Genomic DNA, 20,465 nt, shown 5'->3' on the forward strand with positions numbered 1-20,465 from the left:
ATTTACCCTGGCCGTCATAACCGAGTACAACGTACCCAGTTAGGGGGGATCATGGCGGAACCGATCGTGGTCGCCGAGGGGCTGCACAAGTCCTTCGGCGACGTCCACGCCCTGCGCGGCCTGGACCTACAGGTCCCGAGGGGAACGGTCTGCGGCGTGCTGGGCCCGAACGGCGCGGGGAAGACGACCGCGGTGCGCATCCTGGCGACCCTGTCCGATCCCGATGCCGGGCACGCCCGCGTCGCCGGACACGACGTCGTCCGCGAGGCGGGCGAGGTGCGGGCCATGATCGGGCTCGCGGGCCAGCACGCCGCCGTGGACGAGAAGCTCACCGGCCGTGGCAACCTGCGCATGTTCGGGCGCCTCTGTCACCTGTCCCGGCGCGACGCGCACCGGCGGGCCGACGAGCTGCTCGAACGATTCGGCCTGACGGACGCCGCCGACCGGCAGGTCACCGGCTACTCCGGCGGCATGCGGCGCCGCCTCGACCTGATCACCAGCCTCATCCTGCGCCCCGAGGTGCTCTTCCTGGACGAGCCGACCACCGGCCTGGACCCGCGCAGCCGCGGCGAGATCTGGGACAGCGTCCGCGAGCTGGTGGCGGACGGCACCACGGTGCTCCTCACCACGCAGTACCTGGAGGAGGCCGACCGGCTGGCCGACGACATCGCCGTCGTCGACCACGGGCGAGTGATCGCCACCGGCACTCCCGACGAGCTGAAGGCCACGATCGGGGACCGCCTCGACCTCGTCCTCGAAGACCCGGCCGCGCTGCGCCCGGCGGCGGCCGTACTGAACGCCCTGACCGGGAACGATCCCACGACGACGGGCGCCGACCGGCTCAGCGTCGTCCTGCCCGGCGACGGCTTGCGGCTCGCCGACATCGTGCGCGAGCTCGACCGCGCCGAGGTCGCCGCGGCGGACGTGCGGCTGCGCCGTCCCACCCTCGACGAGGTGTTCCTGCGCCTCACCGACCGGAAGGAGCCGGTCCGATGACCGGCCTCGCCCCGTCACCGGGCCGCCGCCTGCGGTGGACGTTCACCGACGGGCTGACCCTGGTCGGCCGCGAGCTGGGACGGCTGCGACACGATCCCGGCGAACTCGTCGCGGCGCTGATCTTCCCGGCCGTCATGGTGGTGCTGTTCGGATACGTCTTCGGCAGCGCCGTCCAGGTGCCGGACGGCGGCGACTACCGCGAGTACCTCATGCCCGGCCTGTTCGCGATGGTGACCTTCTCCGCGGTGATGGGGGTCATGACGCGGATGGCCACCGACGCCTCCCGCGGTGTGATGGACCGGTTCCGCTCCATGCCGATGGCGCGCCTGGCGGTGCCGTTCGGGCAGACCGGCGCCGACTCCCTGATCGGCCTGCTGATGCTGGCCGTCATGGTGGGCGCGGGCCTGCTGGTGGGCTGGCAGCCGCACCGCGGCCCGGTCCCCACGGCCCAGGCGTTCCTGCTGATGATCGTGCTGCGGTACGCGCTGAGCTGGGTGGGCGTCTACGTGGGCCTGGCGGTGAGGAACGAGCGGGTCGCCGACGCGATGGTGCCGCTGTTCCTGCCGTTCACGATGCTGTCGAACGCGTTCGTCCCGACCGGCGGCATGCCGGGGTGGCTGCGGTTCCTGGCCGACTGGAACCCGGTGAGCGCGCTCACCGCCGCCTGCCGGGAGCTGTTCGGCAATCCGGGCGTGACGTCCGGGGACGTGGCCTGGCCGCTCGCGCATCCGGTGGCCGCCGTCCTGCTCTGGTCGGCCGCGCTGCTGGTGGTGTTCGTCCCGCTGTCGGTCCGTGCCTACCGGCGCGGAGGACGGTGAGAGCCCGCCCGGGCGGGCCGGGACGGTTGAGGATCCGCTGCTCGCGGCGGTGAGGTTCCGTCCGGCACCTCCCCCGCTCGGCACCGGCGAACGGGGGAGGGGGACGAAGGACTTTCCGGCGCGGGACCTCAGGCGACGGAGACCGGCAGGTCCTTGATGCCGTTGATGAAGTTGGACCGCAGGCGGCGGGCCTCTCCGGCCTGCTCCAGGCCGGGCAGCCGCTCGGCCAGCACCTCGAAGAGGACCCGCAGCTCCAGCTTGGCGAGGTGGTTGCCCAGGCAGAAGTGCGCCCCGCCGCCGCCAAAGCCGATGTGCGGGTTGGGGTCGCGGCCGATGTCGAAGACACCGGGGTCGGCGAACACCTCCTCGTCGCGGTTGGCGGAACTGTAGAAGATCACGACCTTGTCGTCGGCCTTGATCTCCTGCCCGCCGATCGTCGTGTCGGTGGTGGCCGTACGGCGGAAGAGGTTCACCGGGGCGACCCAGCGGACGATCTCGTCGGCCGCGGTGCGGGCGAGGGCGGGGTCGGCGACCAGCCGCCGCCACTGCTCGGGGTTCTCGAAGAGGGCGAGCATGCCGCCCGAGGCCGCGTTGCGGGTGGTCTCGTTGCCCGCCACCACGAGCAGCAGCACGAACAGGTCGAACTCCTCCTCGGTGAGGGTCTCCCCGGCCGCGTCGGGCATGATCAGCTTGGTGACGATGTCCTCGCGGGGCTGCGCGCGCCGCTCGGCGGCCAGGGTGTTGGCGTAGGCGTAGACCTCCGCGGCCGCGTTCGTGCCCTCGTCGGGGTCGGCGGCGTAGTCGGGGTCCTCGGCGCCGATCATCTGGTTGGACCAGTTGAAGATCTTGTCGCGGTCCTCGACGGGGGCGCCGAGCAGCTCGCAGATCACGTACAGCGGCAGCGGGGCGGCGATGTCACGGACGAAGTCGACCGAGCCGCGTCCCTTGGCCTCGTCCACCAGCTCGTGGCAGATGTCGCGGATGTGCCCCTCCAGGGCGCCCATCATGCGCGGGGTGAAGCCCCGGTTGACCAGGGAGCGCCGCCGGGTGTGGTCCGGCGGGTCCTGGTTGAGCATCATCATCCGCTGCAGGGCGATCTGGTCCTCGGGCATCTCGTTGAAGAGCGCGAGCTTCCTGCTGGACGAGAAAAGGTCGGAGCGGCGGGAGACCTGCACCACGTCGGCGTGCCTGGTGACCGCCCAGAAGCCCGGCCAGCCCCGCTCGGCGTCGCCCGGGTGCGCGTAGACCGGCGCGTTCGCCCGTAGCCAGGCCAGCTGATCGTAGGGCGCGCCGTTCCGCCAATAGAAGTCCTGGTCGACCAGATCGATATCCATTGGTCCTCCTGCGAGCCGGTCGGCGTTCTCGTGACGCGGTGACACGGTTCATTGTCGGTGCGGCCTGGGGGTGCGGTCAGCGGCGTACCCTACCGGTTCGCTGAGAATCCATCGCGAACGCGGTGATGACGGGACTTTCCGATGTTCCCGCCTCCCGTCCGGGGCACGCCGAGTCACCAAGCGCTTGATCAGGCGTTTGGAGATTCTTCTTTCTGAAACGTGTTCTATTACGGCGGGGGACCCTCGTCAAGTTGGGACCCCCTGGCGCCCGTCCGTCCGCACACGGCCGTGAGGCCCGGGACGCGTGCGCGTCCCGGGCCTCACGGGATGGGATTCGGGATCGGCCCCGTCAGGAGATTGGGGATGGATCGCGTACGGGAGGGTGGATCAGAACGCGATGTCGCGCCAGGTGCCCACCTCCGCGGCGGTGAGGGCCCTCGGCAGGATGGCCATCCGGTCGACCGCGCCGGTCAGGCGCTGGCCGCCGTCCTGGTCGGCGGCGAAGCGCAGCGGCCGGGAGGTGCAGCCGGTGATGCCGTCGGTGGTGGCGTTGCCGCCGCCGACCCGGGTGCCGTCGACGTAGGTGTTGATCGCGCCGTTGCGGTTCATGGTGACGACGAGGTCGATGTAGCGGCCGGTCGGGATCGTCCCGCTCAGCCCCACGTTCTGCCCGGCGCCGATGAAGCGCAGGGTGTTGGAGGGGGTGAGGTCGATGATGATCCCGTCGGTGCCGGGGTTGCCGCCCGGCTGGGAGTCGAAGAGCCTCCGGTAGCCGGTCCCCCCGATCTTGACCTCGGCCGCGAACGTCGCCTCGGGCATGTAGCCCAGCAGCGTGTTCGCCGTGTTGAGGTAGGTCGAGCCGTTCAGGACCAGCCCGCTGCCGCTCGGGGCGGTGGCGTCGTAGGTCGCCGTGCCGACGACGTTGGCGTTCCTGCCGCTGCCGGAGCTGTCGGTCACGGTCGTGCCCGACGTCGGGTCCCAGGCGACGACGGCCCTGTCCGTCGGCGGGGTGACGCACGGGTTGAGGCCGACGGCGGCGGAACTGCCCGCCTTCCAGCCGTCGCCCGAGAGTTCCGCCGCGATCCGCGCGGACCTGGTCCCGTTCGCGGGGCCGACGGCCACGGAGAACGAGAAGGTCTTCGGGCTGCCCGGTGAGACGGCGGGCACCTGGACCGACGAGCCGGGGGTGGCGGTCCAGCCCTGCGGCAGGGCGAGGGTGAGCGTTCCGGCGGGCACGTCCTTCGTGCCGGGCGCGGTGACGGTGACGGTGACCGGGATCGACTCGCCGGCGCCCGCGATCACGGGTGCGGTGATCTTGACGGTCACCCCGTTGACGATCGTGAAGGACTCCCCGGCCTTGGCGTCGATGGTGATGACGTCACCGTCGCGGGGCGGGTTGATCGTCTTACCGCTCTCGTCCTCGACGTGGGAGAGGCCGCCGAGCATGGCGGCGCGGACCTTGAGGGGACCGGTCCTCCCGGCGTGCACGGTGACCCTGTCGGCGTTGCCGTCCTTCCACGAGGCGTCCACGGTCGCGTCGCCCCGGGCGCGCAGGCCGGTGACCGAGCCGTCGGTCCAGGCCGACGGCAGCGCGGGCAGCACGTGGATCGTGTCGTGCTGGCTCTGCAGCAGCATCTCGGCCATGCCGGAGGTGGCGCCGAAGTTGCCGTCGATCTGGAACGGCGGGTGGGTGTCCCACAGGTTGTCCAGCGTGGAGCTCTTGAGCTGCTCGCTGAGCATCTTGTGCGAGTGGTCGCCGTCCAGCAGGCGGGCCCAGAAGTTCACCTTCCACGCCTTGCTCCAGCCGGTGCCGCCGTCGCCCCGCGCGGTGAGCGAGATCTTGGCCGCCTCGGCCTCCGGGGTACCGGCCGTGATCTGCCGTCCGGGGTGCAGGGCGAAGAGGTGGGAGACGTGCCGGTGGTCGTTGCGAGGGTTGTCCAGGTCCGCCTTCCACTCCTGGAGCTGGCCCCAGGAACCGATCCGGATGCCCGGGTCGAGCTTGTCCAGCGCGGCCCGCAGCTCGGCCTGGAAGGGCTTGTCGTTCTTCAGCTCCTTCGCCGCCTCCAGGGTGTTGGTCAGCAGGTCGTAGACGATCTGCTGGGACATCGAGGCGCCCGCCGTGAAGTCGCCCTGCTCGGGGGAGTAGCTGGGGGAGACCACGAGCTTGCCGTCACGCGGGTCGGTGTAGAGGGTGTCCAGCCAGAACTCGGCCGCGCCCTTCATCGCCGGGTACGCGGTGCCGCGCAGGTACTTGTTGCTGCCGCTGAAGCGGTAGTGGTCGTACATCTGCTGGGTCAGCCACGCCGCCGCGTCGGGGAACCAGAACGAGCTGGCCCAGTTGTGCACGCCGGTGAAGCCGAACGGGTTGGTCTCGTTGTGCACCACCCAGCCGCGCGAGCCGAACATCTCCTGTGCGGTCTTCTGACCGGGAGCGATCATCGACTGGACGTACTTGTCGTACGGCTCGGTCGTCTCGGCGAGGTTGGTCTGCTCGGCGAGCCAGTAGTTCATCTGCAGGTTGATGTTGACGTGATAGTCGGCCGACCAGGGTGGATTGGTGGAGTTGTTCCACACGCCCTGGAGGTTGGCCGGGAGCGACCCCTCCCTGGAGGAGGCGATCAGCAGGTAGCGGCCGTAGGAGAAGAACAACGCCTCCAGCGCCCGGTCGTCGGCCGAGGCGCCGCCGGTGTACGCCGCGCGCAGCCTGTCGGTCGGGATGGCCGGGGCCTTCTGCCCGAGGTCGAGCTTGACCCGGTCGAACAGGTTCCGGTAGTCGGTCAGGTGCTTGGACTTGAGCCCCTCGTACGACCTGCCGGCGGCCGCGTCGACCGCCGCGGTCACCTTGGCGTGCGGGTCCACGGTCCGGTAGGTCGGGTAGACGTCGGAGTAGTCGGTGCCCGCGGACAGCACGAACATCGCGCTGTTGGCGCCCGTGACGGTGACCCTGTCGGTGCCGTCGGTGCGGGTGCCGCCCTGGGTGACCACCTGGACCTGCGACTCGAACTTCATGCCGTTGTCGGCGAGCACACCCTTGACGGTGAGGCGGCCCTTGGAGACCGAGACCTGCTTGTCGTTGCGGGGCGAGGAGGTGCGCAGCGTGAAGGAGACTTTACCGGCCTTGTCAGCGGAGATCCGGCCGACGACGACGTTGCTGGGGTGGCTGGCGAAGTACTCGCGGGAGTAGGTCACCCCGTCCGCGGTGTAGCCGACCTTGGCGACCGCGTCGCGCAGGTTCAGCTCCCGCCGGTAGTCGCTCGCGGCGCCCGCGGGGATCTGGGGCATGTCCAGCCAGAGGTCGCCGAAGGTCTGGTAGGAGCCGAAGCCGCTCTTGGGCTGTCCAAGCTTGGCCGCCACCGCCTCGGGGGACATCTTGCCGTCGCGGTCGATCTGCGCCCTGACCTCGGCGATCGCGTTCGGCCTGGGGGAGGTCCAGTTGCCGAAGTCGTAGTTGTTCGCGCCGGGGCCGCCGGTCCACAGGGACTTCTCGTTGAACTGGATCTGCTCGGTGTTCACTCCGCCGAACACCATGGCGCCCAGCGCGCCGTTGCCGATCGGCAGCGCCTGGGTCTCCCAATCGGTGGCCGGTTTGTCATACCAGAGTGTCAAGTCATCGGGTGTATCTAGCCGTGTCACATTTGCTGACAGCTCGGCGTTGGCCGAACTCTGGCCATATAGCCCGGTGGCGAGGGTAAGGGCGGCAAGGAGGGCGACACCTAGACGGCGTCGTGGGGGGCGGGGCAACGGATTCCTCCGATCACAGGGCGGGACTGTTTCAAGGAGATAGCACCGAAATTCCGCCGTAACAAGCCTCATCCTCCGATGTTTATCGACGATTGATCACTTTTGTGCCTTTCACCACCGCGAACGTCCTAGATGATCTCCGTTTCCGCCCGCGCGAGGAAATCCGATGACCGGAGGTCAAAGTTCGGGAGGGATCCGGTATAACCCCTGCAAGCTGCGGTTTCTCCTCGATAACGGATCGGACGTATCGGCCTGTGAGGGGTTGACACCGAGGTTCGGCGTCGTTCAGCATCACGAGACAAGACATCCGATGTATCAACGAAGGGTGCGGTGTGAAGCTGCTGCGAGTGGGACCCGTCGGCCAGGAGCGACCGGCCGTCCTGGACGGGGCCGGTAACCTCCGCGAAATCTCGGAAGAGATCGACGGGGCTTTCTTCGCTTCCGGGGGAGTGGCTCGTGTCCGAGAGGCGCTGGAGCGGGACGAGCTTCCCGTGCTGGACGCCGAGGGGCTGCGGATCGGCCCCCCGATCGCGCGGCCAGGGAAGATCGTGTGCATCGGGCTCAACTACCGCGACCACGCGGAGGAGACGAACGCCGCGATCCCGGCCGAGCCGATCATCTTCATGAAGGCCCCCAACACGATCGTCGGGCCCGACGACGAGGTGCTCATCCCCAGGGAGAGCGTGAAGACCGACTGGGAGGTCGAGCTCGCCGTCGTCATCGGCGAGACGACCCGCTACGTCGAGACGCACGAGGAGGCGCTGTCCAAGATCGCGGGCTACGCCATCTCCAACGACGTCTCCGAGCGCGAGTTCCAGCTGGAGCGCGGCGGCCAGTGGGACAAGGGCAAGTCCTGCGAGACCTTCAACCCGCTCGGCCCCTGGCTGGTCACCGCCGACGAGATCGCCGACCCGCAGTCCCTGGGCCTGCGGCTGTGGGTGGACGGCGCGCAGTTCCAGAACGGCGACACCAAGAACATGATCTTCACGGTGGCGGAGGTCGTCCGCTACCTCAGCCGGTTCATGGTCCTCGAACCCGGCGACCTCATCAACACCGGCACCCCGGCGGGCGTCGCGCTCGGCCTGCCCGACAAGCCCTACCTGCGGGCCGGGCAGATCATGGAGCTGGAGATCGACGGCCTCGGGAGCCAGCGACAGACCGTGGGGCAGGCATGAGCGACATCATCGACACCCGCGAGGAGACGGGTGGCGCGGTGGAGGCGGCAGAGGGAGTCCTGGCCGGGGTGGGCGCGTACCGCATCACCTCGATGGAGACCCACGACATCCGCTTCCCCACCTCGCTGGAGCTCGACGGCTCCGACGCGATGAACCCCGACCCCGACTACTCGGCCGCCTACCTGGTCCTGCGGACCGACGACGGGTTCGAGGGCCACGGCTTCGCCTTCACCATCGGGCGCGGCAACGAGGTGCAGACCGCCGCGATCAGGGCCCTGGAGCCGTACGTGCTCGGCAGGGACGTCGAGGACATGGGCACGCTCTGGAAGGACATGGTCCACGACTCCCAGCTGCGCTGGCTCGGCCCGGAGAAGGGCGTCATGCACATGGCGATCTCCGCCGTGGTCAACGCGCTCTGGGACCTCAAGGCCAAGCGGGCGGGCAAGCCGCTCTGGCTGCTGCTCGCCGAGATGTCCCCCGAGGAGCTCGTCGCGCTCGTCGACTTCCGCTACCTCACCGACGCGCTCACCCCGCAGGAGGCGCTGGACATCCTGCGCGCCGCCGAACCCGGCAGGCGCGAGCGCGTGGCCCACCTGCGCGAGCACGGCTACCCGGCCTACACGACCTCCCCCGGCTGGCTCGGCTACGGCGACGACAAGCTGCGCCGCCTGTGCAAGGAGGCGATGGACGAGGGCTTCACCCAGATCAAGCTGAAGGTCGGCGCCGACCTGGAGGACGACAGGCGGCGGATGCGCATCGCCCGCGAGACCTGCGGCGAGGACTTCCCCATCGCGATCGACGCCAACCAGCGCTGGGACGTCGACACCGCCATCGCCTGGGTGAACGCCCTCGCGGAGTTCCGCCCGCACTGGGTGGAGGAGCCGACCAGCCCCGACGACGTGCTCGGCCACGCCGCCATCGCCCGGGGCATCGCGCCCATCCCGGTGGCCACCGGCGAGCACGTCCAGAACCGCATGGTCTTCAAGCAGCTCCTGCAGGCCGGCGCGATCTCCTACCTGCAGATCGACGCGGCCCGCGTCGCGGGCGTGAACGAGAACGTCGCGATCCTGCTGCTCGCCGCCAAGTTCGGCGTCCCGGTCTGTCCGCACGCGGGCGGGGTCGGCCTGTGCGAGCTGGTGCAGCACCTGTCGATGTTCGACTACGTCGCGGTCAGCGGCTCGATGGAGGGCAAGGTGATCGAGTACGTCGACCACCTCCACGAGCACTTCATCGATCCCGTGGTGATCGAGAACGGCGCCTACGCCGCGCCGGGCCGGCCCGGTTTCGGAGCGGCGATGCACGCCGCCTCGATCATCGACTACACCTACCCCGACGGCCCGGTATGGAGGTCCCTCAATGGGTGAGCTCGACGGCCTGCGCGCCCTGGTCACCGGCGGCGGCTCCGGCATCGGCCTGGCCACCGCCACCCTGCTGGCCGAGCGGGGCGCGAGAGTGGCCTCCCTCGACGTCAACTCCTCCGGCGGCCCGTTCATCGAGGTCAAGGCGGACGTCACCGACGAGGAGGCGGTCGGCGCGGCCGTCGCCCAGGCCGTCGAACAGCTCGGCGGCCTGGACATCCTGGTCAACAACGCCGGGATCGGCGCCGCCGGGACCGTCGAGGACAACCCCTACGAGGAGTGGTCCAGGGTCCTGGACGTCAACGTCCTGGGCATCGTCCGGGTTACCCGGGCGAGCCTGCCGCACCTGCGCCGCTCGGCGCACGCCGCGATCGTCAACACCTGCTCGATCGCGGCGACGGCGGGCCTGCCCCAGCGGGCGCTCTACAGCGCGTCCAAGGGGGCCATCCTGTCGCTGACCCTGGCGATGGCGGCCGACCACGTCCGCGAGGGCATCCGGGTCAACTGCGTCAACCCCGGCACCGCCGACACCCCCTGGGTGCAGCGGCTGCTCGACGCGGCCGAGGACCCGGCGGCCGAGCGGGCGGCCCTGGAGGCCCGTCAGCCGACGGGCCGCCTGGTGAGCGCACCCGAGGTCGCCGCGGCGATCGCCTACCTCGCGAGCCCGCTCGCGGCGGCCACCACCGGCACGGCCCTGGCCGTGGACGGTGGGATGCAGGGGCTTCGGCTCCGACCGAAATCATGACCGGGCTCCACGCGTCGGTCGAGAAATAGTTCACCCCCCATATAGCTTTGAATCGAGGCAACAGTATGAAAATCGGACCCGCGGCGACAGGTGCGGCACTGCTCGCGATCTCCTTCACCCTCTCCGCCTGCGGATCGTCGGAGCCCGCCACCACCGCGGCCCAGCCGTCCGGTGACGCGTCCGCCGCCGCCCCCGCGGGCGGCAAGGTCGGCATCGACTTCCCCCGCACCGACTCCGACTTCTGGAACTCGTACAACAAGTACGTCCCCCAGATGGCGACCGAGCTGGGCGTCGACCTGATGCCGCCGACCAACTCGCAGAACGACGTGGCCAAGCTGGTCGCCAACACCCAAGCCCTCACCGGCCAGGGCGCCAAGGTGATCGTGATGGCCCCGCAGGACACCGGCGCCATCGCCTCCACGCTGCAGACGCTGGAGGGCAAGAACATCCCCGTCGTCACCGTGGACACCCGCCCCGACAAGGGCAAGGTCTACATGGTCGTGCGCGCCGACAACAAGGCGTACGGCACGCAGGCCTGCGAGTTCCTCGGCGAGAAGCTCGGCGGCAAGGGCAAGGTCGTCCAGCTCATGGGCGCGCTCTCGTCGATCAACGGCCGTGACAGGGCCGAGGCGTTCCGCGGCTGCATGAAGGACAAGTTCCCCGGCATCACGGTCTTCGAGGAGCCGACCGAGTGGGAGGGCACGAAGGCCGCCTCCATGCTCCAGACCCGTCTTGAGCAGCACCCGGACATCAAGGGTGTCTACATGCACGCCGGAGGCGTCCACCTCGCCCCCACCCTGCAGGTGCTCAAGGCCAAGGGCCTGATCGTGCCGCCGGAGGACCCCAAGCACGTCTTCGTGGTCTCCAACGACGGCATCCCGCAGGAGTTCGAGGCGATCCGCAAGGGCGAGATCGACGCCACGGTCTCCCAGCCGGCCGACCTCTACGCCAAGTACGCGCTCTTCTACGCCAAGGCCGCCGCCGAGGGCAAGACCTTCCAGCCCGGCCCGACGGACCACGACAGCACGATCATCCAGCTGCCGAACGGTCTTGAGGACCAGCTCCCCGCTCCGCTGGTCACCAAGGAGAACGTGGACGACCAGGCTCTCTGGGGTAACCAGGTCAAGTGATGACATCTTCCGTCAAGGCAGTCGAGGCGCTTGGGATCACCAAGCGCTTCGGCCCGACCACCGCGCTCAACGGTGCCGGGATCGCCATCACCGAGGGGGAGACGCACGCGCTCGTCGGCAGGAACGGCGCGGGCAAGTCCACGCTGGTGTCGATCCTGACCGGGCTCCAGCGTCCCGACGAGGGCGAGGTCCGCTTCGCCGGGCAGCCCGCGCCGTCGCCGGCCGACCGGGACGCCTGGCGGCAGAGGGTCGCGTGCGTCTACCAGAAGTCGACGATCATCCCCACCCTGTCCGTCGCGGAGAACCTCTTCCTGAACCGCCAGACAGAGCGGGGCAGGATCAGCTGGCGGAGCCTTCGCACGCGGGCCCGCCAGCTCCTTGAGCAGTACGGCGTGGACGTCGACGCGGAGACCATGGCGGGAGACCTGGGGGTCGAGCAGCGCCAGCTGCTGGAGATCGCCAGGGCGCTGTCGTTCGGCGCCCGGTTCATCATCCTGGACGAGCCCACCGCGCAGCTCGACGGCCCCGCCATCCAGCGGCTCTTCGACCGGATGCGCTCCCTGCGCGAGCAGGGCGTCACGATGATGTTCATCTCCCACCACCTGGAGGAGGTGTACGAGATCTGCCAGAGCGTCTCGGTCTTCCGCGACGCCCGGCACATCGTCACCGCCACGGTCGGCGACCTGCCCCACGACCAGCTCGTGGACGCGATGACCGGCGAGGCCACCGCCGCCTACGAGTACCGCAACCGGACGATCGCCCCCACGGCCCCCGTGGTGCTGTCCGCGACGGCGCTCAGCCTCGCCGGACGGTACGAGGACGTGGACCTCTCCGTCAGGGCGGGGGAGATCGTGGGCCTCGCCGGTTCCGGCAGCAGCGGCAAGGTCGGCCTCGCCGAGACCCTGGTCGGCCTGCACCGGGCCGACACCGGGAAGGTCGCCGTCAACGGCACCGACATCAGGCAGGGCGACGTGCCCTCCGCGCTCCGCGCCGGGCTCGGGTTCGTCCCCCAGGACAGGCACCACCAGGGGTTCGTGCCGCTGCTGTCGATCGCCGAGAACGCGACCATCCCGATCGCGCACAAGCTCGGCCGCTACGGCGTGGTCTCCCCGGCCCGCCGCCGCGAGCGCGGCGCCAGGATGATCGACCTGCTGGACATCAAGACGACGGGCCCCGACCAGCCGGTGGCCGACCTGTCCGGTGGCAACGCCCAGAAGGTGGTGCTGGCCAGGGCGCTCGCCGACGACCCGAACGCGCTCGTGGTCATCAACCCGACCGCCGGGGTGGACGTCAAGGCCAAGCACTCCCTGCTCGGCGCCGTGGAGGACGCGGCCGAGCGGGGAGCGGGGGCCGTACTGGTCTCCGACGAGCTCGACGACCTGCGAATCTGCGATCGCGTCCTCGTCATGTTCCACGGCAGGATCGTCAAGGACGTGCCGCGCGGCTGGACCGACAACGAGCTGGTGGCGGCGATGGAAGGTATCGACCACTCATGACCACGACAAAGACCCCCCCGCCCGTGCTGGCGGCCCCACAGGGCCGTCGCATCCAGCTCGGACGGTTCCGCGACCTCACCCTGGTCCCGGTGATCGTCGTTCTGCTGATCGCCGGTTCCTTCGTGGACCCGGTCTTCCTCACCACGGGCAACCTGACCAACGTGCTGCAGCAGCAGTCGGCCCTGGCGCTGGTGGTCCTCGCCGAGGCGCTGATCCTGATCGCGGGCAAGTTCGACCTGTCGCTGGAGTCCACGGTCGGCATGGCGCCCGCCGTCGGCGTGATGCTGGTCATCCCGGTGGCGGCCGGAGGATTCGGCCTGGAGCTGCCCGGCATCCTCGCCATCCCGCTGTGCCTGCTGGTCGGCGGCCTGGTCGGCGCCTTCAACGGCTTCCTGATCCTGCGGTTCCAGCTGTCGGCCTTCATCGTCACGCTGGCCATGATGATCGTCGTGCACGGCCTCCAGCTGGGACTCACCCAGGGCAAGAGCCTGTTCGAGCTGCCCGAGTCGTTCCTCTACCTCGGCAGCGCCAACTGGCTGGGCCTGCCGGCGGCCATCTGGATCACCGGCGTCCTCTTCGCGGTGGCCATCGTCGCCCTCGGCTACTTCCGGGGCGGCCGCTCGCTCTACGCCATCGGCGGCAACGCCGACGCCGCCCGCGCGGCCGGTATCAGGGTCGAGCGGGTCGTCTGGGTCGTCTTCGTCATCGGCGGGATCGTCGCCGCGCTCGCCGGAGTGCTGGAGACCGGCCGCCTGGGCGGCATCAGCGCCAACCAGGGCGTCGGCTGGATCTTCATGGCCTTCGCCGCGGCCGTCATCGGCGGCGTCAGCATGGACGGCGGCAAGGGTACGATCCTCGGCGCGCTCACCGGCGTCCTGGTGATCGGCCTCGTCGAGAACATCCTCACCCTGAAGGGCGTCCCCGGCGAGTGGAAGCAGCTCGTCTACGGCTCGATCATCCTGGTCGCCCTGATGATCAGCCGCCTGGCGGGCGGCAAGGCCCAAGATTGACGCTTTGACAGTGGCTTGAGCCACGTGGACGCGCAGCCCGTACGGAGGAGGAGGCCGTACGGGCGCGACGCTTGCGCGGGGCCGGTACTCATTACGTACGGGTACGGGGCCCGGACGGCCCGGACGGGAAAGTGAGGCCCCCGCGAGACGTGAGGCGCAGGGCGTGAAGCGCAGAGTGTGAAGCACTACAAATACATCAAGCGGCACGAGAAACATGAAGCCGTACAGAACGGACGGAGCGAGCGGTGCAGGTCAGCAGGTACGGCTTCGGCACGGCCCCGATCGGGAACCTGTTCTCGGAGGTCGGCGAGGACACGGCGCGCGCGGCGGTGGACGCGGCCTACGAGGCGGGGATCCGCGTGTTCGACACCGCCCCCCACTACGGGCTCGGCCTGTCGGAACGGCGGCTCGGCGCGGCCCTCGCGGAGCGGCCCCGCGACTCCTACACCCTGTCCACCAAGGTCGGCCGCCTGCTCGTGCCCGCCACCGGCGAGGGACCCTTCGGCCGGGACGACCAGGGCTTCGACGTCCCCGCCGACCTGCGCCGGGTGTGGGACTTCTCGCGCGACGGGGTGCTGCGGTCGCTGGAGGAGAGCCTGGAGCGGCTCGGCCTCGACGCGGTCGACATCGTCCTCATCCACGACCCGGACGACCACTGGGAGCAGGCCGTCTCCGAGGCGTACCCGGCCCTGGCCGAACTGCGCGACCAGGGCGTCGTCAAGGCCGTCGGGGTCGGCATGAACCAGGCGGCGATGCTCGCCCGGTTCGTCCGCGAGACCGGCGTCGACATGGTCATGCTCGCCGGGCGCTACACCCTCCTCGACCAGTCGGGCGAGGACGAGCTGCTGCCGCTGTGCGCCGAGCGCGGCGTCTCGGTGTTCGCCGCCGGGGTGTTCAACAGCGGCCTGCTCGCCACCCACGACCCGTCGGGCACCTACGACTACGCCCCCGCCCCCGGCCCGCTCCTTGAGCGCGCCCGCCGCATCGCCGCCGTCTGCGAACGCCACGACGTCACCCTCCCCCAGGCGGCCCTCGCCTTCCCCCTGCGCCACCCGGCCGTCGCGAGCGTCGTCATCGGCGCCCGCTCAGCCGCCGAGGTAGCCCGCAACACGGAGCTGACCGCCAAGCCCGTCCCCGAATCCTTGTGGACCGACCTGGCCACCGAGGGCCTGATTCCCTGAGCGCAGCCAGGCATCAGGCTGATCCGATGTCTGGCTCGGGACCGGAGCCGGGGCGCGGAAGCGCTGTTCCTCTCTGGACCTGCGACGTCGTGCCCGTCTACGTGTTGTGTCACGGCGCTGCCCTCAGCGGTACGCGTCGCCAGGGCTGGTTCTCCAGCCGTGTCTCCGTGTCCAGGCGACGGGCCAGTTCGGCCAGGGTCGTCCCGCACCGGATGTTGGACAGGCCGTGCTCAAGCCCGTACGCCGACATGTCCGCGCGCCGCACGGCGTACCAGCCGCCCCCGACCGCCTCCGCGATCGTCCAGGTGCGTCCGTGGAGCCTCGTCAGTTCCGCCAAGGTCACAGCGGGCTCCCGGTGCCCGGCGCGGGCGGAGCCGCCTCACACAGGCGGGTGTGGTGGAACGCGATCCGCCGGGCGGCCCGGCCGGGTTCGGCCGCCTCCTGCGAGGCGTGGACAGCGCGCCGACGTTCGGCGTTCCATCCGGTGTGCCACCAGAACCGCTCCCCGTTGCACCACACCACCAGGCCCACCCCGACCGACACCAGCGCCGGCCCGTAACCGTCGTGCACGTCGGCGACGATCTCGTAACCCGCCAGGGCCTCCCGGAGCCTCTCCGCCGCGTCCACCGCCGCCGACCCGTACGTCGCGGGCGCGGTCATGGCGTACATCCCATCGCGAGGATGAGATCCAGGACCCTTTCCGGTTCGTCACACCGGACCGTCTCCGTAGCGTTGTCGCGCGCAGCCACCAGATAGCAACCGGAACACGCCCCGACGGTCACGGTGGCGTCCCGCCCCCGGGGGCCGATCACGGCCAACTCGGGCGGATGGCGGTTCATCCACGACCGAAGCGGAGGACGGCCGGGCCACGCGGTCTCAGGAACGGTGAAGAGCCCGAGGCTGATCGTGTGATGGCGGTGGGCGCGGATGCCCCGTTCGGTGAGAAGGCGTTGCACGACCGCCAGGGCTTCGTCATGAGCCTGGACGGTGGTTTCGTCAACGCAGGGCGGGACGGATTCGCGGTTGTCCATGGATCGCACCTCTTCGCGATCGGGGAACCCCGCATGACCTTATGCGCCTGCGGAGTTTCGCTTCGTATGACGCTTACCGGTGCCATAGTCGAAGTGACTCAGCGCATGGGAAAAGACGCACAGGGTTGCGTCGGGGGTAATGCAACATGTGCAACGGATCGCGAGGGCGGACGTGACCGGACAATCGACATCGAAGAGCTCGGCGGGCTGGCAGGAGTTCGGCCGTGCCCTGCGGACCTGGCGGGAGCGGCGCGAGCTGAGCCTGCGCGGTCTCGCCGATCGGATCCGGTGGGACTACTCGCTCATCGCCAAATGGGAGCAGGGGAAGAACCGCCCGTCATTCGAGGCGATCACCCTTCTCGACGCCGAACTCGGCGCGGGAGGCGAACTCGTGACACAGGCGCTTCGTGCGGCCATGGCCGAGACCGATCGGCTGCGAAGGGGTACCGTCGAAGCAGTCGATGCAAAAGCCTCAACGTGTGATGAGGGCGGGGACATGGAGCGCAGACGACTGATGCGGGACGCCGCCGCCGTCGCTGTCGGCGGCGCGGTGGCGCCCGTGCTGGCCACGCTGACGGACGCCTGGCAGGCGTCCGAACCCCGCATCTCCGGTGCGAGCGTGTCACAGGAGATGATCGACGACTGGGAGGACGCCGCCGACCTCCATGCCCAGCGGGCGTACGTCGATCCGCCCGCCGTCGTCCTCGCCGGACTGGCCGCCGACTTCGCCGACATGGCCCCTCACCTGAGCCGGGCGCAGCCCGAGCCGGTGCAACGCGACCTCGCCCACGCCGCCGCACGGCACGCGTCCCTGATCGCGGGGAAGTGGTTCGACCTGGGAAACCGTCGCGAGGCGCGCCGCTGGTGGGGGAAGACCCGGAGCTTGAGCGAGCGCTCCGGGGACACCTTGCTGGCAGCCTGGCTGACAGGCAGGGAAGTGCTCTACCGGAGAACGGACCCGGGTGAAAATCTCGACGACGTACTTCTCCTGGCTCAGCGGGCCAGCCGTCTCGCCGGGGATCGTCCCAGTGTGCCCCTCGTGGCCGCTCTCTGCGCCGAAGCTCAGACTCTCGCCACGTTGGGCCGCCATGCCGAAGCGATGGCCATCCTGCGCGAGGCCGAGGACGTATTCGACCGGTTTCCATCTCAGATCATCGGCCTGGATTCCAACTGGGCACTGTGCGGAACGTACTTCGACCGGAGTTTGATCTACACGCTCGCCGGAGATGCCAAGCGAGCCGCCGAAGCGCAGAGCGCCGCCGAAGGCCTATATCCGCCGGAGCACCGTACGTCGGTTCTGATGGCCCTGCACAGCGCGGCACTGCATGCCCGTACGGATCCGGAACAAGGCGCGCAACAGGCGTTGAGCCTCGTGGAGGCGCTCCCGGCGACACGGTGGGATGTCCGGGTCAAGGCCACGGCCCGCATCGTGTCGGACGTCGCTCCCGAGAAGGCGCGTGCCTTGCCCGCCGTACGGGAACTGCGCGTCCTGACGACGGGGTACCGGTCGGCCTGACCCCTGCCCCCTCTGCGACAACCGACCGTAAGCTGCTGGTAATCAGCGGGACTGCGGTGTTCGACGCCGGAGAGAGAGCCTTCCCCTGAACGTGGACACCTCTCACACCGGAACCGAAGGTCTACGGGTGAACGCTCCACGGGACGCCATACTGAACGCTTTGCGTACCGCCTGCCGTCAGGCCGGGATCGACGTGTCCGGCGCGGAGCCCATCCGCTTCAGCGAGAACGCCATCTACCGGCTGCCGAAAGGGGTCGTCGCACGGGTCACGCGGGAGGGGCGGCTCCAGACCGCCACGAAGGAGGTGCGCGTAGCCCGCTGGCTGGAGACCTCCGGGGTGCCCGCCGTACAGGTCGTCCCCGACCTGGATCAGCCGGTCGGGGTGGACGGCAGGGCGGTGACGTTCTGGCGGGAGTCGCCACCCCACGAGTACGGCACCTCCGTGGACGTCGCCGCCGCGCTGAGGATGCTGCACGGTCTGACCCCTCCGGCGCATTTCGAGCTTCCTCCGCTGGCCCCGTTCGTACAGCTCGCCCAGCGGATCGACAGGCCGAGATGCTCACTCCCGAAGAGCGCGACTGGCTGCGCGAGCGGTTGGAAGACCTTGAGCGAGGGTACGCCGAGCTGCCGCCGGGACTGCCGCACTGCGTGGTGCACGGGGACGCCTGGGTCGGCAACGTGTTGTCGATCGGCGACGGTCGTGCGGTCCTGGCCGACTTCGAGCGCAGCGCCCTCGGGCCGCCGGAGTGGGATCTGGTGTCCACGGCGGTCAAGTACGACACACTCGGCGGGATCTCCGAAGCCCAGTACACCGAGTTCGTCGCGATCTACGGCCACGACGTCATGAGCTGGGAGGGTTTTCCCGTCCTGCGCGACATCCGTGAGCTTCGCATGGTCACCATGGCAGCCCAGATCGGTATGGAAAACCCCGCGACGCGCGGGGAGGCGACCTCCCGGCTGGCCGCGATCCGAGGCGAGAGCGGTCCCCGTCCGTGGAGGTACTGGCGACCGCTGAGTTGATGAGAAAACGGTTCGCGCACGGGTCGGGAAGTACTGTTCACGCACGTCAGGGGAGGACACGGTTGATGCTTGAGGCCGAACGGCTCCACGCCATGGCGGCGCTCGTCCAGGACCTGCGCCGGGTCGGCCGTATCCGCGATCGATAAAGATTGAGACCTGTCGCTCCGTTGTCGGCGGTCTGTTTGGGAAGGTGGAGCGTTTCATCTCGCGGCCGTCCTCGCCGTCATGGCGCTGATGTTCAGTCCTACGGCCAACGCCTACTTATGAAGCTCGTCACGGAACCGTTGAGGTCCCGGCGCTAGGCCGTGGCGGAACGGATGCCGAGGGCGACGAGCACGACCGCCGTGACCTTGGCGCTGGCGTTTCTGAAGCGGGGGCTCCGCAGGGCGGGTGCGGCCCTGCCGACGAGGATCGTCCACCCGAGGAGCCAGAGCGCGATCAGCAGCGCGTGGGCGGTGGCCAGGGCGAGGACCTGGCCGTCGAGAGGCTCGCCGGGGGCGATGAACTGCGGCATCAGGGTCAGGTAGACGGAGGCCGCCTTGGGGTTGAGGACGTTGGCGAGGAGGGCTTGAAGGTACGCGGAGCCGGAGAGTTCCGGCAGCCGCCGGCGCGGCCGGGAGGGCGCCGGGAACGCGGAGGACGCAGGGGATGCGGGAGACACGGGAGACACGGGAGACACGGCCGAAAGCCAGGTCCAGACGCCCAGGCCGACGAGGTAGGCCGCCCCGGCGAGCTTGACGGCGGTGAACGCCTGGCTGGAGTGCATGACGAGGGCGGACAGCCCGGCCATGGCGAGCCCGGCGTGGACGTACAGGCCGGTGACCGTGCCGAGGATGACGGGTACGGCCCGGCCGCGGCCCCCCTCGGCGACCTGCCTGACCAGCAGGGCCAGGCTCGCTCCGGGGGTGGCGATCAGCGGGAGGAGCGCCACCAGGAACCCGGCGACGGCGTAGGGATGGACCACAGAGTCTCCGGGATCGAGAGCCGCCACTGGGCGGGAAAGCCGGAAGAGGAGTCGTCGGGAGAAGGGAGAGGAGTTGTTGAGGAAAGGACGGGAGGGGGTCAGGGCACGACGCGGTAGTGGGTGGTGAGACGCCGGTCGTCGTCCAGGATGTGGAAGGCCAGGCCGGGCGGCTGGTCGAGGTCCGCGACCTCCTCGCCCTCCCAGGGCAGGCGCAGGGTCCAGGTCACGGCCGGTCCGGCGATCAGCGGGCGCGCGGCGAAGGTGGAGACGGCCGCGGTGTGGGCGTGGCCGGTGAGGACGGCGACGACCTCCGGGTGCGCGTCGAGCAGGGCGGCCAGCCGCTCGGGCCGCTGGAGCGCCGAGGAGTCGGGCAGCGGGTGGTGGAGCGCGACCGGTGGCTGGTGGAAGGCGATCAGCGCCGGGGTGTCCCGGGACAGGCCGGTGAGAGTGGTGTCGATCCATTCGAGGGTCTCGGCGTCGAGGTGTCCCTCGTCGCGGCCCGGGATGGTGGAGTCGCACATCAGGACGGCGGTGCCGGAGACGTGGTGGACCCGGTTGACGGGGCCGTCGCCGGGGACCTCCCCGAGCAGGGCCTTGCGGTAGGCCGGGCGCGCGTCGTGGTTGCCGGGGCAGGTGAGCACCGGGAAGGGGGCGGCCAGGATGCGGGCCGCCTCCTCGTACTCGGACTCCTCGCCGTGGTCGGCGATGTCCCCGGTGACCAGCACGGCGTCGGGGAGGCGGGGCAGGGCCCGCAGATAGTCCATGATCCGGGTGGCGCGCCGGGTCGCCCGTTCGCCGCCGTCCAGGTGCAGGTCGCTGATCTGGGCGAGCATCGTCGTCATCGTGTCGTTCCCCTCTCGCGGCGGGCATCGCCCGCCGGTCCGTTCCGGCGTACGCGGTCGCCCGCACCCTGGTTCCTAATGGAAAATTATCTATTTTCCATTAGGAAC

The 20,465-nt window shown here is 69.9% G+C and carries 18 protein-coding genes; 11 read left to right on the forward strand and 7 right to left on the reverse strand.

Annotated elements, in window-relative coordinates; genetic code table 11:
* Positions 1 to 51: 51 nt before the first annotated feature.
* Both ACSC1Q_RS18595 and ACSC1Q_RS18600 read left to right on the forward strand, forming a co-directional pair.
* Positions 52 to 996, forward strand: a complete 945-nt coding sequence (locus ACSC1Q_RS18595; RefSeq protein WP_436759963.1) for an ATP-binding cassette domain-containing protein — start codon at positions 52 to 54, stop codon at positions 994 to 996.
* The gene (locus ACSC1Q_RS18600) at positions 993 to 1,814 is read left to right on the forward strand and encodes an ABC transporter permease (protein WP_436759964.1); all 822 of its coding nucleotides are present in this window, start codon (positions 993 to 995) and stop codon (positions 1,812 to 1,814) included. The genes ACSC1Q_RS18595 and ACSC1Q_RS18600 overlap by 4 nt, the downstream gene beginning before the upstream one ends.
* A 128-nt stretch (positions 1,815 to 1,942) precedes the next feature.
* On the opposite strand, the gene ACSC1Q_RS18605 is transcribed toward ACSC1Q_RS18600, so the two are convergent.
* Both ACSC1Q_RS18605 and ACSC1Q_RS18610 read right to left on the reverse strand, forming a co-directional pair.
* Positions 1,943 to 3,148, reverse strand: a complete 1,206-nt coding sequence (locus ACSC1Q_RS18605; protein WP_436759965.1) for a cytochrome P450 — start codon at positions 3,146 to 3,148, stop codon at positions 1,943 to 1,945.
* A 387-nt stretch (positions 3,149 to 3,535) separates the two neighbouring features.
* Entirely contained in the window at positions 3,536 to 6,754 is a 3,219-nt protein-coding gene (locus tag ACSC1Q_RS18610; protein ID WP_436759966.1) for a glycosyl hydrolase family 95 catalytic domain-containing protein, read from the reverse strand.
* 467 nt (positions 6,755 to 7,221) lie between these two features.
* On the opposite strand from ACSC1Q_RS18610, the gene ACSC1Q_RS18615 reads away from it, so the two are divergent.
* The 7 genes from ACSC1Q_RS18615 to ACSC1Q_RS18645 all read left to right on the forward strand — a co-directional run bounded on the left by ACSC1Q_RS18615 (position 7,222) and on the right by ACSC1Q_RS18645 (position 14,984).
* Complete coding sequence (locus tag ACSC1Q_RS18615) at positions 7,222 to 8,064, forward strand: fumarylacetoacetate hydrolase family protein (RefSeq protein WP_436759967.1); 843 nt, start codon at positions 7,222 to 7,224, stop codon at positions 8,062 to 8,064.
* The gene (locus ACSC1Q_RS18620; RefSeq protein WP_436759968.1) at positions 8,061 to 9,428 is read left to right on the forward strand and encodes an L-fuconate dehydratase; all 1,368 of its coding nucleotides are present in this window, start codon (positions 8,061 to 8,063) and stop codon (positions 9,426 to 9,428) included. The genes ACSC1Q_RS18615 and ACSC1Q_RS18620 overlap by 4 nt, the downstream gene beginning before the upstream one ends.
* Entirely contained in the window at positions 9,421 to 10,167 is a 747-nt protein-coding gene (locus ACSC1Q_RS18625; protein WP_436759969.1) for an SDR family NAD(P)-dependent oxidoreductase, read from the forward strand. Before ACSC1Q_RS18620 ends, ACSC1Q_RS18625 begins: the two co-directional genes overlap by 8 nt.
* 65 nt (positions 10,168 to 10,232) lie before the next feature.
* Positions 10,233 to 11,297, forward strand: a complete 1,065-nt coding sequence (locus tag ACSC1Q_RS18630) for a sugar ABC transporter substrate-binding protein (protein ID WP_436759970.1) — start codon at positions 10,233 to 10,235, stop codon at positions 11,295 to 11,297.
* Positions 11,297 to 12,793, forward strand: coding sequence for a sugar ABC transporter ATP-binding protein (locus tag ACSC1Q_RS18635; RefSeq protein WP_436759971.1), 1,497 nt, complete (start codon positions 11,297 to 11,299; stop codon positions 12,791 to 12,793). Before ACSC1Q_RS18630 ends, ACSC1Q_RS18635 begins: the two co-directional genes overlap by 1 nt.
* Positions 12,790 to 13,803 (forward strand): ABC transporter permease, encoded by a 1,014-nt coding sequence (locus tag ACSC1Q_RS18640; RefSeq protein ID WP_436759972.1) that lies wholly within the window; start codon positions 12,790 to 12,792, stop codon positions 13,801 to 13,803. Before ACSC1Q_RS18635 ends, ACSC1Q_RS18640 begins: the two co-directional genes overlap by 4 nt.
* Positions 13,804 to 14,048: 245 nt before the next feature.
* Positions 14,049 to 14,984 carry an aldo/keto reductase gene (locus ACSC1Q_RS18645; RefSeq protein ID WP_436759973.1) on the forward strand — a complete coding sequence of 312 codons (936 nt, stop codon included), beginning with the start codon at positions 14,049 to 14,051 and terminating at the stop codon, positions 14,982 to 14,984.
* A 109-nt stretch (positions 14,985 to 15,093) separates the two neighbouring features.
* Here the strand turns inward: ACSC1Q_RS18645 and ACSC1Q_RS18650 are convergent, their stop codons facing one another.
* From ACSC1Q_RS18650 to ACSC1Q_RS18660, 3 genes are read right to left on the reverse strand one after another with little or no spacing between them, the layout of a single operon-like run.
* Positions 15,094 to 15,327 carry a hypothetical protein gene (locus ACSC1Q_RS18650; RefSeq protein WP_436759974.1) on the reverse strand — a complete coding sequence of 78 codons (234 nt, stop codon included), beginning with the start codon at positions 15,325 to 15,327 and terminating at the stop codon, positions 15,094 to 15,096.
* Positions 15,324 to 15,644 carry a hypothetical protein gene (locus ACSC1Q_RS18655; protein WP_436759975.1) on the reverse strand — a complete coding sequence of 107 codons (321 nt, stop codon included), beginning with the start codon at positions 15,642 to 15,644 and terminating at the stop codon, positions 15,324 to 15,326. The genes ACSC1Q_RS18650 and ACSC1Q_RS18655 overlap by 4 nt, the downstream gene beginning before the upstream one ends.
* On the reverse strand, positions 15,641 to 16,015 hold the full coding sequence (locus ACSC1Q_RS18660) for a hypothetical protein (RefSeq protein ID WP_436759976.1): 375 nt from the start codon (positions 16,013 to 16,015) through the stop codon (positions 15,641 to 15,643). The genes ACSC1Q_RS18655 and ACSC1Q_RS18660 overlap by 4 nt, the downstream gene beginning before the upstream one ends.
* A gap of 148 nt (positions 16,016 to 16,163) precedes the next feature.
* Here ACSC1Q_RS18660 and ACSC1Q_RS18665 point away from each other — a divergent pair, with 148 nt between their 5' ends.
* Together ACSC1Q_RS18665 and ACSC1Q_RS18670 are read left to right on the forward strand one after the other, a co-directional pair.
* Positions 16,164 to 17,531: a helix-turn-helix domain-containing protein gene (locus ACSC1Q_RS18665; RefSeq protein ID WP_436759977.1), complete on the forward strand. Its 1,368-nt coding sequence runs from the start codon at positions 16,164 to 16,166 to the stop codon at positions 17,529 to 17,531.
* Positions 17,532 to 17,936: 405 nt separating this feature from the next.
* On the forward strand, positions 17,937 to 18,551 hold the full coding sequence (locus ACSC1Q_RS18670) for a phosphotransferase family protein (RefSeq protein ID WP_436760262.1): 615 nt from the start codon (positions 17,937 to 17,939) through the stop codon (positions 18,549 to 18,551).
* A 298-nt stretch (positions 18,552 to 18,849) separates the two neighbouring features.
* Here ACSC1Q_RS18670 and ACSC1Q_RS18675 read toward each other — a convergent pair whose 3' ends face one another.
* On the reverse strand, positions 18,850 to 19,515 hold the full coding sequence (locus ACSC1Q_RS18675) for a LysE family translocator (protein ID WP_436759978.1): 666 nt from the start codon (positions 19,513 to 19,515) through the stop codon (positions 18,850 to 18,852).
* A 98-nt stretch (positions 19,516 to 19,613) separates the two neighbouring features.
* Positions 19,614 to 20,357, reverse strand: a complete 744-nt coding sequence (locus tag ACSC1Q_RS18680) for a metallophosphoesterase (protein WP_436759979.1) — start codon at positions 20,355 to 20,357, stop codon at positions 19,614 to 19,616.
* Between the last annotated feature and the right edge of the window lie 108 nt (positions 20,358 to 20,465).

Origin of the sequence: Streptosporangium heterodermiicola (assembly GCF_051390675.1) — a bacterium.
Classification (GTDB): Bacteria; Actinomycetota; Actinomycetes; order Streptosporangiales; family Streptosporangiaceae; genus Streptosporangium.